15 protein-coding genes are annotated in these 13,017 nt (G+C 65.6%); 7 read left to right on the top strand and 8 right to left on the bottom strand.

Going from position 1 to position 13,017, the window contains the following annotated elements:
- Nucleotides 1-3 precede the first annotated feature (3 nt).
- A complete protein-coding gene (locus ACVIW0_RS14985; protein ID WP_461353031.1) occupies nucleotides 4-465 on the bottom strand; it encodes a (2Fe-2S)-binding protein in 462 nt (153 codons plus the stop codon).
- Between the two features lie 184 nt (nucleotides 466-649).
- On the opposite strand from ACVIW0_RS14985, the gene ACVIW0_RS14980 reads away from it, so the two are divergent.
- Nucleotides 650-1,531, top strand: coding sequence for a LysR substrate-binding domain-containing protein (locus ACVIW0_RS14980; protein ID WP_461353030.1), 882 nt, complete (start codon nucleotides 650-652; stop codon nucleotides 1,529-1,531).
- A gap of 200 nt (nucleotides 1,532-1,731) precedes the next feature.
- Here the strand turns inward: ACVIW0_RS14980 and ACVIW0_RS14975 are convergent, their stop codons facing one another.
- Nucleotides 1,732-3,336, bottom strand: coding sequence for a S10 family peptidase (locus tag ACVIW0_RS14975; RefSeq protein ID WP_461353029.1), 1,605 nt, complete (start codon nucleotides 3,334-3,336; stop codon nucleotides 1,732-1,734).
- A gap of 161 nt (nucleotides 3,337-3,497) precedes the next feature.
- On the opposite strand from ACVIW0_RS14975, the gene ACVIW0_RS14970 reads away from it, so the two are divergent.
- From ACVIW0_RS14970 to ACVIW0_RS14960, 3 genes are all read left to right on the top strand, one after another.
- Nucleotides 3,498-4,277, top strand: a complete 780-nt coding sequence (locus tag ACVIW0_RS14970) for an NAD kinase (RefSeq protein WP_461348615.1) — start codon at nucleotides 3,498-3,500, stop codon at nucleotides 4,275-4,277.
- Between the two features lie 116 nt (nucleotides 4,278-4,393).
- Complete coding sequence (locus ACVIW0_RS14965) at nucleotides 4,394-4,939, top strand: response regulator (protein ID WP_279709728.1); 546 nt, start codon at nucleotides 4,394-4,396, stop codon at nucleotides 4,937-4,939.
- A 9-nt stretch (nucleotides 4,940-4,948) separates the two neighbouring features.
- A complete protein-coding gene (locus ACVIW0_RS14960; RefSeq protein ID WP_461353028.1) occupies nucleotides 4,949-5,527 on the top strand; it encodes an Hpt domain-containing protein in 579 nt (192 codons plus the stop codon).
- 69 nt (nucleotides 5,528-5,596) lie between these two features.
- Here ACVIW0_RS14960 and ACVIW0_RS14955 read toward each other — a convergent pair whose 3' ends face one another.
- The 4 genes from ACVIW0_RS14955 to folE all read right to left on the bottom strand — a co-directional run bounded on the left by ACVIW0_RS14955 (nucleotide 5,597) and on the right by folE (nucleotide 9,334).
- A complete protein-coding gene (locus tag ACVIW0_RS14955) occupies nucleotides 5,597-6,778 on the bottom strand; it encodes a DUF2336 domain-containing protein (protein WP_461353027.1) in 1,182 nt (393 codons plus the stop codon).
- Between the two features lie 315 nt (nucleotides 6,779-7,093).
- A complete protein-coding gene (locus ACVIW0_RS14950; protein ID WP_461353026.1) occupies nucleotides 7,094-8,098 on the bottom strand; it encodes a transglycosylase SLT domain-containing protein in 1,005 nt (334 codons plus the stop codon).
- 89 nt (nucleotides 8,099-8,187) lie between these two features.
- A complete protein-coding gene (gene hisI, locus ACVIW0_RS14945) occupies nucleotides 8,188-8,625 on the bottom strand; it encodes a phosphoribosyl-AMP cyclohydrolase (protein ID WP_461353025.1) in 438 nt (145 codons plus the stop codon).
- 28 nt (nucleotides 8,626-8,653) lie between these two features.
- Entirely contained in the window at nucleotides 8,654-9,334 is a 681-nt protein-coding gene (gene folE, locus ACVIW0_RS14940) for a GTP cyclohydrolase I FolE (RefSeq protein WP_461353024.1), read from the bottom strand.
- A gap of 241 nt (nucleotides 9,335-9,575) precedes the next feature.
- Between folE and ACVIW0_RS14935 the strand changes: the two genes are divergently transcribed.
- A complete protein-coding gene (locus tag ACVIW0_RS14935; RefSeq protein WP_212015155.1) occupies nucleotides 9,576-10,022 on the top strand; it encodes an iron-sulfur cluster assembly scaffold protein in 447 nt (148 codons plus the stop codon).
- Between the two features lie 12 nt (nucleotides 10,023-10,034).
- Here the strand turns inward: ACVIW0_RS14935 and ACVIW0_RS14930 are convergent, their stop codons facing one another.
- Nucleotides 10,035-10,958: a COG3904 family protein gene (locus ACVIW0_RS14930; protein WP_461353023.1), complete on the bottom strand. Its 924-nt coding sequence runs from the start codon at nucleotides 10,956-10,958 to the stop codon at nucleotides 10,035-10,037.
- Nucleotides 10,959-11,198: 240 nt separating this feature from the next.
- Here ACVIW0_RS14930 and yidD point away from each other — a divergent pair, with 240 nt between their 5' ends.
- A complete protein-coding gene (yidD, locus tag ACVIW0_RS14925; protein WP_461353022.1) occupies nucleotides 11,199-11,552 on the top strand; it encodes a membrane protein insertion efficiency factor YidD in 354 nt (117 codons plus the stop codon).
- Between the two features lie 125 nt (nucleotides 11,553-11,677).
- Nucleotides 11,678-11,845 (top strand): hypothetical protein, encoded by a 168-nt coding sequence (locus tag ACVIW0_RS14920; protein ID WP_461353021.1) that lies wholly within the window; start codon nucleotides 11,678-11,680, stop codon nucleotides 11,843-11,845.
- A gap of 9 nt (nucleotides 11,846-11,854) precedes the next feature.
- Here the strand turns inward: ACVIW0_RS14920 and ACVIW0_RS14915 are convergent, their stop codons facing one another.
- Nucleotides 11,855-12,982, bottom strand: a complete 1,128-nt coding sequence (locus ACVIW0_RS14915; protein WP_461357337.1) for an MFS transporter — start codon at nucleotides 12,980-12,982, stop codon at nucleotides 11,855-11,857.
- Nucleotides 12,983-13,017 lie beyond the last annotated feature (35 nt).

Genomic DNA, 13,017 nt, shown 5'->3' with positions numbered 1-13,017 from the left:
GGCTCAACCTCCCGACTGTGCGGCTTGCTTGATGGCTTCGCGAATGCGCACATAGGTGCCGCAGCGGCAGATGTTGCCCGACATCGCGTCGTCGATATCCGCGTCGCTCGGCTTCGGCTTGCCGGCGAGCAAGGCAGCCGCCGACATGATCTGCCCGGACTGGCAGTAACCGCATTGCGGCACCTCATGGGCGAGCCAGGCGTCCTGGATCTTCCTGCCGGCTGGCGTCCCGCCGACCGCCTCGATGGTCGTGATCTTGGAGTCGCCGATGCTGTCGATCGTCGTGATGCAGGAGCGCACCGCGGCGTCATCGAGATGCACCGTGCAGGCACCGCACAGCGCCATGCCGCAGCCGAATTTGGTGCCGGTCATGCCGAGCACGTCGCGCAGCACCCACAGCAGCGGCGTGTCGCCGTCGGCATCGACCTGATGACTGGTCCCGTTGATCGTGATCTGGAAAGGCATCCTGACACTCCTGTCCTGGTTCGAGCCCTCGCGCGGGATCGCGTCCCTCGGGGCGAATTCGGCGGTATTTCGAAGCAATCGAATGCATTATCGCGCCGATTGCTCACTCATGGTAATAAATAGAAATCTTGCGCCTCATAAGCGGCGCTTTGATCCGCAGTGAAATTACCATTGGTTTATAATCATGGATCGACTGACCAGCATGTCCGTGTTCGCCCGCGTCGCGGATCTCGGCTCCTTCACCGCGGCCGCCAAGGAATTGCGGATGTCGCCGACCATGATTGGCAAGCATATCCGTTTTCTCGAGGACCGGCTCGGTTCGCAATTGATCAACCGGTCGACGCGACGACAGGGCCTCACCGAGCTCGGCCGCAGCTATCTCGATCATTGCAAGCAGCTGCTGGAGCAGGCCGAGGCCGGCGATGCGCTGGTCGAGGAGGCTCTGGGTGCGCCGCGCGGCAAGCTGCGCGTGGCGACCTCGGTCGCCTTCGGATCGTACAGCCTGGCGCCCGCGCTGGTCCGCTTCATGAAGCAATATCCGGAAGTCTCGGTCGACCTCATCCTCAGCGACAGGATGGTCGACCTGCTCGAGGAAGGGCTCGATGCCGCGATCCGCGTCGGCACACTGACCGACTCCAGCATGATGTCGCGCTCGCTGTCGCCCTACACGGCCGTGGTGTGCGCCGCGCCCGGCTATCTCGCCGAACGCGGCACGCCGACCCATCCGGCCGACCTCGCTCACCATGAATGCCTGCGTTATCCCGGGTGGTCCGACGGGCAGCGATGGAGCTTCCTCGGACCGCAGGGCGAAGTGCATGTCGATGTCACGAGCCGCCTGTTCATCAACAGCGCGTTCGGCATCCGCTACGCGGCGCTCGCCGGCGCCGGTATCGTGCTGATGCGCGACGAGCTGCTGGCCGACGACATCGCCGCGGGCCGGCTCCAGGTGCTGCTGCCGAACTACACGACACACGCCCGCGCGCGCCAGATCCTGTGGCCGAAGCACCGCAAGATGACGCCAAAGCTGCGGGCGCTGATCGACTTCATCGTGGAGACCTATGGCTAGTCATGTCGCGAGAACGCGAAGCTGCGTCCTCGTCTTCAGCTGTCATCGCCCGGATCGAAGGCGGGCGATCCAGTACGCCGCGGCCCCTCGGCTCAAGCACGACCGTCTCTGGGATACTGGATCCCGCTTTCGCGGTTGATGACACCGGCGGTGGTGGCCATGCAATCGAGAACCATCCTCGCTAACTCGCCAGACACCCCTCACCGCATCAGCGCCTCGACCTCCTTGCGGAATGCCTGGCGGGAGGCGTCGCGGGAGTAGAACATGTGGCCGCCGGGATAGACCACGAGCCTGGTGCGGCTCGGACCCGCGAAGGCGGGCAATTGATCGAGGATGATCTTCGAGGCGAAGTACGGTGTCGCGAGATCGAACAGGCCGTGGCCGATCAAGAGTTTCAGCTTCGGATCGAGCGCCAGCATCTGGCGCAGCTGGGTCACCGACTCCGCCGGATTGATGCCGTGACCGAATTCCCAGGCCTTGTTCACGCTTTCGCTGAGCAGCTGATAGGAGCCGTCCGGCCGCCAGTTCAGCCTGCGCGTGGTGAGGTCGACCGCGGCGCTGGTCAGCGGCGCCATCAGAGGATCGCCGGACGGGTCGTTGAAATGGAAGTAGCTCGAATCCGGATAGGGATCGAAGCCCTCGACCGAGGCGTCGTAGCGACCGGTCACCTTGCCGTTCTTGCGATCGAACTCGCGGCGGAACTCGCCGATGTCGAAACGGCCGGCGAGCCGGCGGCTCACCGCCTGATCGATGCCGGTCAGGCTTGCGACCTTGTCGGCGAGCCGCGTGGTCGCCTCGGTGTCGGCCTGCCCCTTGATGAGATCGAGCAGGAAATCGCTTCGCGCATAGCGCTCGACGTCGGCGAGATCGTCGCGTGTCACCGGCCCCTTCGCCTGCCGCGCGACCGCCGTCATGGTCGGCAGGCTCGCGACATACTGCAGGATGCTTGATCCGGTGTATTCGCGGAAATCCAGCACTGGCGAGATCAGCACCAGGCCGCGCACCCCGACGCCCTGCTGCATTTGCAGATTGCGCACCACCTTGGGCCCGCGAATGCCGCCATAGCTTTCGCCGGTGACGTATTTCGGCGAGGTCAGCCGGTCGTATTTCTCCAGCCAGCGGCGGATCACCAGCGCGACCGCATTGGCGTCGCCATCGACACTGAAGAAGCGTTTGCGCGCATCCTCGGACGTGGTGACGAAGCGGCTGTAGCCGGTGCCGACCGGATCGATGAACACCAGATCGGTGAAATCGAGCCAGGTGTCGGCGTTGGGTTGCAGATCGGGCGAAGCCGAAGACACCACGCCGTCGCCATCGAACGACAGCCGCCACGGCCCGACATTGCCGAATTGCAGCCAGGCCGACGCCGAGCCCGGCCCGCCGTTGAACAGGAACGTCACGGGCCGGTTCGCCTTGTCGGCGCCGTCGAGCTGGTAAGAGGTATATGCGATGTCGGCAAGCGGCTCGCCCTTGTCGTCGAACACGCGGATCGAGCCCGCGGTCGCGCTGAAGTTCAGCGTGCGGCCGGGCAGCGCCACCGATTGCTTCGTGGTGGAATCCGGCGGCAGGCGATGCTGCTCGGCGGTCGACGTATTGGCCGGCGCGTTGGCGCCAGCGCCCGTCTCGCCGCGCCCGGGCCGCCCCTTCTGGGCGCCTGGGTTCTGGCTGCTCGGGTTCTGACTGCCTGGCACCTGCGCGCTCGGCGACGGCGATGGCTGCGGGGCTTCGTCCTCGGCCCGCACCGCGGTTGCGAGGCAGGCCACCAGCAACGCCGCGGTGAGCCGTGTCGCAAAACTGTTAGCCATGCCGTTCACTCCCTGGGCTGATGTTTACGCATTCCACCCTTAAACTGCGCTAGCTTGGCGACACCGGTATGGCATGGGTTCGTTCCCGGGCCATCTCGACAAGGTCGCCCGGGATGTATAGACGAGCGCGGCGTATTCCGGGCCAAACGAGTTCGTGAGCAATGGCTAGCCCCAAGCGGTATGACAAGATCGCCTTTGTCGCCAGTGCGAGCGCGGAAGCGCAGACCGCGCTCGTTGAGCTGACCGCGATATACGGCAATCATCTACCTGCCGATGCTGATGTCGTTGTTGCGCTCGGCGGCGACGGATTGATGCTGCAAACGCTGCACGCCAACATGCGCAGCAACAAGCCGATCTACGGCATGCACCGCGGCACCGTCGGCTTCCTGATGAACGAATATTCGACACATGATCTGCGCACCCGGCTTGCCGCCGCGCGGGAGTCACTGATCAATCCGCTCCTGATGCGCGCCACCGACATCCACGGCGCCGTGCATCTGCATCACGCCATCAACGAGGTGGCGCTGTTCCGGCAGACCTACCAGGTCGCCAAGCTGCGCATCCTGATCGACGAGCACGAGCGGATGCCCGAGCTGATGGCCGACGGCATCCTGGTGGCGACGCCCGCCGGCTCGACCGCCTACAACCTCTCGGCCCAGGGTCCGATCCTGCCGATCAACGCGGCGCTGCTGGCGATGACCCCGATCAGCGCGTTCCGGCCGCGGCGCTGGCGGGGCGCGCTGCTGCCGAACTCCGCCTTCGTGGTGATCGAGGTGATCGAGGGAGAGAAGCGCCCGGTCGCCGCGGTCGCCGACCATGACGAGGTCCGCGACGTCCGCCGGGTCGAGATCCTCTCCGACAAGACCATCGCCATGCGGATGCTGTTCGATCCCGGTCATTCGCTGGAAGAGCGCATCCTGCGCGAGCAGTTCGGCTACTGACGGCGCCGCGCATCCGCTGCGCCGCTTGCCGGCAACCAATCATTAACCCGGGGCGGGATATGGTTAACGTCGGGTAATACCGCGTTTGGCCCGGTATGCCCCTTCGGGACCGGACCATGTATCGCATCGATTTCAACAAGCTGCGGTTCTTGATTTGCGACGACAATCCGCACATGCGCCGCATCCTGCGGACGCTCCTGCATTCGTTCGGCGCGCGCGAAGTCTATGAGGCCGAGGACGGCGCCACCGCGCTCGAGATGTACACGCACTATGTGCCCGACATCGTCATCACCGACTGGTCGATGCCGATCTTCGACGGGCTCGAACTTGCGCAGATGATCCGGCAGCCGGAATCCAAGGGCAATCCCTACGCCCCGATCATCATGCTGACCGGCCATTCCGAGAAGCGCCGCGTCACCGTGGCGCGAGATGCCGGCGTAACCGAATTCTTGGCCAAGCCGATCTCGGCCAAGGGCCTCTACCAGCGCATCATGAACGTTGTCGCCAACCCGCGCCCGTTCATCAAGACCAAGACCTATTTCGGCCCCGACCGCCGCCGCAATACCACCAACACTTACATTGGCCCCGAGCGCCGCGGCAGTGGCGAGGTCGAGGTGCTGCAACAGCCGTCGCTGCTCGAAAAGGCGCGCTCGTCGATTTAGGATATCGCCATGGCGAAAGACAAACCTGGGACGATCGAGGTCAAGAGCTTCGGCACGCATCACGTGATCACGCAGCCGAATCCGCTGCGCAAGATGCTGCTGCGCGTCCCCGAGAGCGATCTCGACGATCCCGTGGGCCGCGCCGAAAAGGCGCTCGCCGGGCTGTCGGGCGAGTTCAAGCAATGGATGACGATCGAGGCCGACCGCCTCTCCGCCGCGCACGCCACCGTGCTGCGTGACGGCTTCAACGACAAGAGCCGCGACGAGCTGTTCCGCGCCGCGCACGACATCAAGGGCGATGCCGCGACATTCGGCTATCCGTCGGCGGCAGCCGCCGCCGAAAGCCTGTGCCGCATCATCGAGCACGCGCCGGATCTTGCCGCCGTGCCGCCGCAGCTGATTGCCCACCACATCAATGCCGTGCAGGCGATCGTGCGCAACCGCACCAAGCTCGACACCGCGGTTGTCGCCGGCGTGCTGAGCAAGCAGCTCCGCGGCATCGCCGATGAATTCCTGACCCACGCCAACCGCGACCGGCCCGAGCATCTCGAGGCCATCCTCGCGCCGAGCATCGTGCCCGGCGAATAGCACTGCTGCCGGCGGTCCGCGTTGCGGCAGCCTCTCAAGCATCCATCATTTGCTGGAAACGCGGCCCTCTCAGGCCGCGATGAGATCGTCGTCGTAGGGCAGCACCGCGATCGCGTCTTCGGCGGCGAGCTCCTCGCAGAACATCCGTGCATCCTCGCGCGCCGACTCGGTCGCGAAGCGGCGCAGCAGAATCAACAGCGGCTCGGCCGCCGAATGATCGGTCTCGCAATGGGTGAGCACGCGCTCGACCATGCGGCGATGCAGCCGCGCCGCGCCGTCGCCGCTGTCGACGTAGCCGACCTCATGGCTGGCCTCGAGCGCGACGCGGAACGCAGCGTAAGTGGATTCCGGCAGGCCGGCGCGGCGCAGCAGCGCCTGCAGGCCGTTGCCGCCGCGGTCGTTCAGCAGCGCGGAGACGCGGCCATAGGGCAGCCCCGACAGTTCGGCGAGCGCGGCGCCGAACAGATCGAGATTGCCCGACAGCAGCGCACGCAGGATCAGCCCGGCGGTCAGTTGCCCGGTGGCGCGCAGATGGGTGATCAGGTTCTGCATGTCGTAGCCGACGGCGCGCGCGGCGATGTTCACCGTCGAGCGTTCCTTGGCCTCGCCGGCGATGCGGTCGGCACGGTCGGCGCCGAGCCAGTTCCGCGCCACGACGAACTGCGCCAGCGTGTCGGACAGCTTTGCGACCAGCGCCAGCCGCGTCGCCGATGGCAGATCGTCCAGCGCCAGCATCGATTCCCTGATGGCCGCGAGATGGCCGTGGCGTTCGACGATGCGGTCCCAGGAGAACGGCGCCAGGCCGGCATCGGGATTCTCTATCAGCTCGAGCGCGGCTGCGGCCGAACCGACCTCGGCGATCGCCGCTGCAACCGAGGCCGGTAGATTGACCCGGCGCGCGATGGCGCATTGCATCTCGTCGGAGCCGGTCGCGACGATGTCGACCAGGTCGGCGTCGACCAACAGCGGTGAATGCTCCAGCACCGGCAGGGCGATCGCCGGCTGGTCGGCCGACAGCGCCTGCACGATCGCAGCCGGCGCCTCCGTGCTGTGGGCGAACACCTCGGCCATCGCCTGGCGAACCAGCGGCGATGGGTCGTCGAGCAGCATCAGCAGCGCGCCTTCGGCCGCGATGCGGTCGTCCTCGGAGAGATCTGAAATGAGCCAGGCCCGGGCCAACGCCCGCGTCGCCTCTGCCCGCTCGCCTGCCGGAGCGGTCCTAATCCAACTAATGAACTGCCGAACGATCATGGTCCTGCCGGCTTACGCAACGAAACGGCATCGACATACGACGCCACTACAAGGAAAAATAAACCATGACGCTTAACAAAGGGTTCACCATAAACGTTTGGGATTATTGACGTTTCGTTAACACGGCTCGGCTCGCCTCGGGGCTCGGCGCCAAGGGCGGGACGTTTGCACAATTTCGGAATAATGGAAGTATGACGCTGATTTGCCCGACATGTCAAGTCGTCATTCGGCCGCCCGCGGCCACCGCCAGCTCCTTTGCATGGGGTTGTTCCTCGGTATTTTGGAATCGGTTGATAGCGGGGCTGATCCGATCAGCTAGCTGTTGCTGTAGGTGCCGTTGGGATCGCTGAACAGATCGAGCCGCCCGGGCGCGCGGACCTTTGGCGTCGCCGACGCCGTCAGCGAGCCGGAATTGCCCCACAGTTCCTGCACGGCGGGAGAGATCGGCTCCGAGCGGTCACCGACCTGGTAGAGCGAGCGGAAGGCCGGCGCCGACGGCGTCGATGCGGCAGGCGCGCCCGCACCGGGCGGCGTGACTGCGCGGGCGTTCGGGAAGCTCGAGAGAAACGCGGTGTCGGTGGCCGGCGCCGATATCGGCGCCGCGCTTGCGATCGCGTACGGGCTCATGGTGTCGCCGCCGCCCGCCGCGGCGTAGGCGGTGCGGGTGTCGGTCGAATTCGCCGCCGCGGCGTAGCGCGTGGTCAGCACCGAATAGACCTGGCTGACGCTGCGCGCGCTGCCCGACTTGTCGTAGAAGATCGACTGGTTCGCGGCCGCCGCCTTCGGGAACATCGTCGCCGCATTGGCGCTCGGGCTGTCCTCGGCACTCGAGATCAGCTTGCCGGCACCGCCGACTCCCATGAAATGCGCCATGTACAATTCCGCATCGGTCGGACGACGGCCGAGCGTGCCGGTGAGCTTGAAGCTGTTGGATTGCGTCAGCACCGCCGCCATCGACGACGCCGCATCCGGATCGTCGCGCAGCTTCATCACCGCGCTCCGGGCGGAGGGATCGCTGACCGAATAGCTGCCGTCGGAATTCCTGGTGATGGCGTCGGCATATTGGCCGTAGCCGAGCTGGGTCCCGGCTTCCTTGACGGTGCCGAGCCAGGTCTGGTCGATGAACTGATAAAGTCCATGCGCCGACGAGGTGGTGGCGCCGGCGCGCGGATTGAAATTGGATTCCATCTTCGCGGTGGTGAGCAGGTATTCGAAGCTCGTGCCGGTGGTCGCAGCCGCCTGCTTGATCGAGCTCGCGACCTTCAGGCGCGACGGATCGACACCTGCCGAAGCCGTCGCAATGGAGAGGTCGACTGCCATCTGTCCGGGTGCCTTGCGGGGTGCCGGCAATCGGCACCCATGTCCGGTCAACCTGCCGCAATTATGGTTAACGCAGCGTTAAGACCTGGTCATCCCGGCAAGTCGCGATAGACCTGCGCCGGATCGAACAGCCGCTCGGCATCGACAAAGGACAGCCTGATCTCGCCGCCCTCGCCCTTCACCGCGCGATAGAAGCAGGAGTGCCGTCCGGTGTGGCAGGCGGCGCCGATCTGCTCGACCTTGATCCACACCGCATCCTGATCGCAATCCATCCGGATCTCGACCACGCGCTGGGTCTGGCCCGAGCTCTCGCCCTTGCGCCACAGCGCATTGCGCGAGCGACTGAAGTACCAGCCTTCGCCGGTCGCGATGGTCTTGCGCAGCGCCTCATCGTTCATGTGCGCGACCATCAGCACGTCGCCGGTCGCGGCATCGGTCGCGACGCAGGTCACAAGACCTGTCGCGTCGAATTTGGGCTGGAACGCCAGCCCCTCTTCGCGGTCGTGATCGTGGGTCGATGCCGACACGGAAAACCTCGCTCAGGACAATGCGAGGTTACCGGTTCGGTCCTCGCACCAGGGACAGGAAACGCTGCTGCTCGGCCGGATTGTCGCGGAACATGCCGGTGAAGCGGCTGGTGAAGGTCGACGCGCCATGCTTGGCGACGCCGCGCACCGACATGCAGGTATGCTCCGCCTCGATCAGCACCGCAACGCCGCGCGGCTTCAGCACCTCGTCGATCGCCGCCGCAACCTGTGCGGTGAGATGCTCCTGGGTCTGCAGGCGACGCGCGAAGATATCGGTCAGCCGCGCCAGCTTGGAGAGACCCACGACGCGCTCCACCGGCGTATAGGCGATATGCGCCTTGCCGTAGAACGGCATCATGTGATGCTCGCATTGCGAGGTGAATTCGATGTCGCGCACCAGCACGAAATCGTCGTAACCGGCGGTCTCGCCGAAGGTGCGGTTGAGCACCTCGGCCGGGCACTGATGGTAGCCCTGATAGAGCTCGTCATAGGCCTCGACGACGCGCCGGGGCGTGTCGAGCAGGCCCTCGCGGCTGGTGTTCTCGCCGATATAGGCGAGCAACGTCTTGACGGCGTCCTCGGCTTCGGCCCGCGACGGGCGCGGCTGGTCGGCACGGACGGCCGCCGCCAGGAATTCTGAGGGGTCGAGCTCGCTGGACTTCACATCCGCTGGCTTGTTGGGGCGAATCGGTTTGATCAAGGCGTCCATGTCTTCTCCGTTCGACCGGCCCTGGCATCTGCCGCAGGTCCGGATGTGTCACCGGGCAGACGGGGCGGATTATCGAACCCGCCGGGCGCCTGAGTCCCATTCTTGTAGCACCATCGTGGCGTATGTGGGCCGCGCTGGCCGCATGGCCGGGCTATGCTTCCGGCGATGCCGTCCATATATAGGACGGTGAAACCCAGCCGCCAAGAGCGCCCGGCTCGGCCGGAACCAGGCTTCTGTCCCCATGCTGAACGACATTTACAACAAGCGGATCATCGAGTTGGCCGGCAATATTCCGCGTCTCGGACGGCTCGCCGATCCCGACGCAAGCGCCACCGCGCACTCGAAATTGTGCGGTTCGACGGTCAAGGTCGACCTCAAGATGGACGGTCCCGTGGTGACCGACTTCGCCCATGACGTGAAGGCCTGCGCGCTCGGCCAGGCCTCCTCCTCGATCATGGCGAGCCACGTGGTCGGCTCCACCGCCGACGAACTGCGCGACCTGCGCGAGACCGTCCGCAAGATGCTGAAGGAAAACGGCCAGCCCCCGCAAGGCGGCAAATGGGCCGACATCGCGCTGCTCGAGCCGGTGCGCGACTACAAGGCCCGCCACGCCTCGACGCTGCTGACCTTCGATGCCGTGGTCGATGCGATCGGCCAGATCGAGGCCAAGGCCAAGCAGCCGGCGTAAGCCAGCCTGACCTTACTGCGCCGGCTGGACCGCCGCCGGCGCGGGCGCTGCGGTGCCGCCGGTCGGCACCACGGCCTCCGCCGTCTTGGTCGACTTCGCGGCCTGCGGCAACGCCTCACCCTCCATCGCGCTGCTCACGAAGCGATCGTTGTTCTTCGGCTTCGCTTCGGCGACGGGGATTGCATTGTCCTGCCGCGGCAGGACGTCGGCGACCGCATCCGTGGTGACGAGATTGGTCAGCCGCAATTCGGCCGCCGACAATTCGTGCAGGTCTTCCCACGGCGGCACGCTGAGCGCGAGCGATAGCAGCTCGCCTGCTCCGCCCATGTCGAAAGTGTATTTGGCAAGGCGGCCGATATCGCGCTCGACGATCATCAGATCCTGCGCGGTGTAGCTCGCGGCCTTGGCGTCGTCGGCGCGGTCCCCCATCCAGATCTGATGCACGCGGACATGGGCGGCCGGTGGCACGTAGCGGGTCTTGCCGGACAACAGCAGGAACACGCACATCGATTCGCAATAGGCATCGGGCCGCACGCTGGCGCGATCGCCCTGCGCGCCCTGACCGACGACACTGGTGCCGACGGTGGTCTGCGCGCCGAGACCGCGGAAGCGGCGGCCAAGCGCGATCGCGTCATTGACCGAACCGCCGCTGGAGTCGAGCACTATGGTGGCGCCGTTGAGCTGGCGGCTGCGCGCGAACTCGTCGAATTCCTTGGGGCTGTCGGCGGTGATGATGCCGACCGCCGATACCCAGCCCCGGCAATTCGGCTGGCACGCGACCCAGCTGAACTTCATCGGCAGCTTGCGTTCTTCGAGGGTGGAGTTCGCCCGTGCGGAACTTCCCGCCGTCGTGGCGGTGCCGGACACTGCAAAGCAAAGAGCAACGGCGCCGGTGAGCGCCCAACTGCGCAACGAGAGCGACTTGACGAGCCTCAATTTGGTTCCTTCCCCCAAGCCCTTGGTGATGCGAGCGGTGGCAATGGCCCCATGGCACTGCGCCACGATTCCGTCATCGGCGCGTTATGGGAACGGTAGCGTTGCTGACCTGGACCGTCCATAGGACCCTTGCTGCAGCGCCATTTGCGCTGTGCAATAATCGCGAACTGTGGCGTAAATATCTGCAATTGAACAGTTCCTTCGCTTGGAACCCCCGCAAGACTACGTACATACTTGCGTATGCCGTCGACAGATCATTCAACTTCCCACCATCCGCGATGCATGGACTGTGCCACTAGCGCGCGCCGCTTGCCGCGCAATTTCGGCCGCGCCCTGATCTGGATCTACCGGCACACGCTGTCGCCGCTGGTCGGGTACAACTGCCGGCATCTGCCGACCTGCTCGGTCTATGCCGACGAGGCGATCGAGCGCTTCGGATTGTGGGGCGGCGGATGGATGACGCTGGCGCGGCTGCTGCGCTGCCAGCCCTGGGGCACGTCGGGGATCGACAACGTGCCGGCGGCAAAGCCGCCGGGCGCGCAGTGGTACCTGCCATGGCGCTACGGCCGCTGGCGCGGCGTCAACGACGCCTGATCGATTGCTGCGACGCTTCCAAGCGCGGCGCGCCTTGCTGGTCGGGCGGAACTGTGGCGATAGCTTGCGCATTGTGGCTCTGCCCCCTTGGCCCTCTTGGGGTCCCCTTCGGGGAGGAAACAACAATGCGCTGGAAAATCAGCCACAATGGTCACGATCCCCGGCAGATCGATTTGCTGGCCGTGCTTGCCCTGCTCGTCGTGATCGTCGCTGCCTACGGCTATTTCACCCATAATTCGAGCAAACCGAGCACGACGGCGTTCATCGTGCCGAGCCAGAGCGTGAAGTGGTGAGGCGCATACTCACTCGGCTGCGCGCATCGGGCGCGGCCGCGTGATCAGCACGACCGCAAGGGCTGCCGCGACGAAGGCGGTGGCCACGTAGCCCGCGCTATACAGCCACTCGCGCGCGAACAGCAATCCGCCGATCGCGGAGCCGATGGCCTGGCCGATATACAGCACCGAGGTGTTGAGCGAGACCGACGCCGAGGCGAGCGACGGCGCCGCACCGACCAGACGCACCTGCTGCATCGAATTGGTCGACGCAAAGCCGAGCCCCCACACCGCAACCGAGGCCGCCATCAGTGCATAGGCGCCGGCGCTGAGCGCCCAGCCGGCGACGCCGGCGAGCAGCATCGCGGTGAACAGCACCGACGTCTTCCACGCACCCCAGGAATCCACGATGCGGGTTGCGATCGCGATGCCGACGAAGCCGAAGATGCCGTAGAGTGCGAACACGATGCCGATGGCGTCCGCGTTGGCGCCGGTCAGCTTGGCGAGCAGCGGCCCCATGAAGGTAAACACCACGAACTGGCCGGACATCTGTAGCGTCGTGACCGACAGCAGCAGGATGACGGTCGGATTGCGGCCGAGCTCGGCCCAGGTCCTCAAGTCGACCGGCGCGCCATGCAACTTGCCGGGCAGCCGCCACCACAGCAGCACCGAGCTCAGGAGTCCGGTCAATGCGATCGCGCCATAGGTCGTGCGAAAACCGTAACGGCTGGCAATGAAGGTGATGAACGGCAGCCCGATCGCAGCCGCAAGCGACCAGCCGAGAAAGATGTAGGCGATCGTGCTGCCGCGCTTCTCCACCGGCACGATCAGCGCCGCAGTGCCCGCCGCCTGCGGCGTGTAGAGCACACCGACCGCTAGCATAACCAGGCGAATGATCAGCAGACTGTCGTAGTCCGGCGCGAGGGCCGATGCCGCATTGGTCAGCGTCAGCACCAGAAGCGTCGCCGTCAGCAGGGCGCGCCGTTCGAACCGGCTGGTCAGCCACGCCGTCACCGGCGAGCCGACGCACAGCACGATGGCGCCGAAGGTGATCAGAAGACCCGCGGTGTGGATCGTGACGCCGAGCCCATTGGACAGCTCCGCCAGCATGCCTGCCGGCGCCAGCACCGAGCAGCCGGTGACGATGTTGCCGAGCATCAATGCGGTGGGAGCGAAGCGTTTCACGCCGTGCT

It is taken from the genome of Bradyrhizobium sp. USDA 4454 (assembly GCF_054822705.1).
The sequence above is the reverse complement of the archived record's forward strand: the minus strand, read 5'-3'. Positions and strand labels throughout refer to the sequence as shown.

What these genes read in the sequence shown, in the direction of transcription:
- ACVIW0_RS14950 (WP_461353026.1), bottom strand. Translation starts at nt 8,098, where the DNA reads ATGGCAGTCGACCTCTCCATTGCGACGGCTTCGGCAGGTGTCGATCCG.
- ACVIW0_RS14955 (WP_461353027.1), bottom strand. Translation starts at nt 6,778, where the DNA reads ATGATCGTTCGGCAGTTCATTAGTTGGATTAGGACCGCTCCGGCAGGC.
- ACVIW0_RS14960 (WP_461353028.1), top strand. Translation starts at nt 4,949, where the DNA reads ATGGCGAAAGACAAACCTGGGACGATCGAGGTCAAGAGCTTCGGCACG.
- ACVIW0_RS14915 (WP_461357337.1), bottom strand. Translation starts at nt 12,982, where the DNA reads ATGCTCGGCAACATCGTCACCGGCTGCTCGGTGCTGGCGCCGGCAGGC.
- ACVIW0_RS14980 (WP_461353030.1), top strand. Translation starts at nt 650, where the DNA reads ATGGATCGACTGACCAGCATGTCCGTGTTCGCCCGCGTCGCGGATCTC.
- yidD (WP_461353022.1), top strand. Translation starts at nt 11,199, where the DNA reads ATGCCGTCGACAGATCATTCAACTTCCCACCATCCGCGATGCATGGAC.
- folE (WP_461353024.1), bottom strand. Translation starts at nt 9,334, where the DNA reads ATGGACGCCTTGATCAAACCGATTCGCCCCAACAAGCCAGCGGATGTG.
- ACVIW0_RS14985 (WP_461353031.1), bottom strand. Translation starts at nt 465, where the DNA reads ATGCCTTTCCAGATCACGATCAACGGGACCAGTCATCAGGTCGATGCC.
- ACVIW0_RS14970 (WP_461348615.1), top strand. Translation starts at nt 3,498, where the DNA reads ATGGCTAGCCCCAAGCGGTATGACAAGATCGCCTTTGTCGCCAGTGCG.
- ACVIW0_RS14975 (WP_461353029.1), bottom strand. Translation starts at nt 3,336, where the DNA reads ATGGCTAACAGTTTTGCGACACGGCTCACCGCGGCGTTGCTGGTGGCC.
- ACVIW0_RS14935 (WP_212015155.1), top strand. Translation starts at nt 9,576, where the DNA reads ATGCTGAACGACATTTACAACAAGCGGATCATCGAGTTGGCCGGCAAT.
- ACVIW0_RS14920 (WP_461353021.1), top strand. Translation starts at nt 11,678, where the DNA reads ATGCGCTGGAAAATCAGCCACAATGGTCACGATCCCCGGCAGATCGAT.
- ACVIW0_RS14965 (WP_279709728.1), top strand. Translation starts at nt 4,394, where the DNA reads ATGTATCGCATCGATTTCAACAAGCTGCGGTTCTTGATTTGCGACGAC.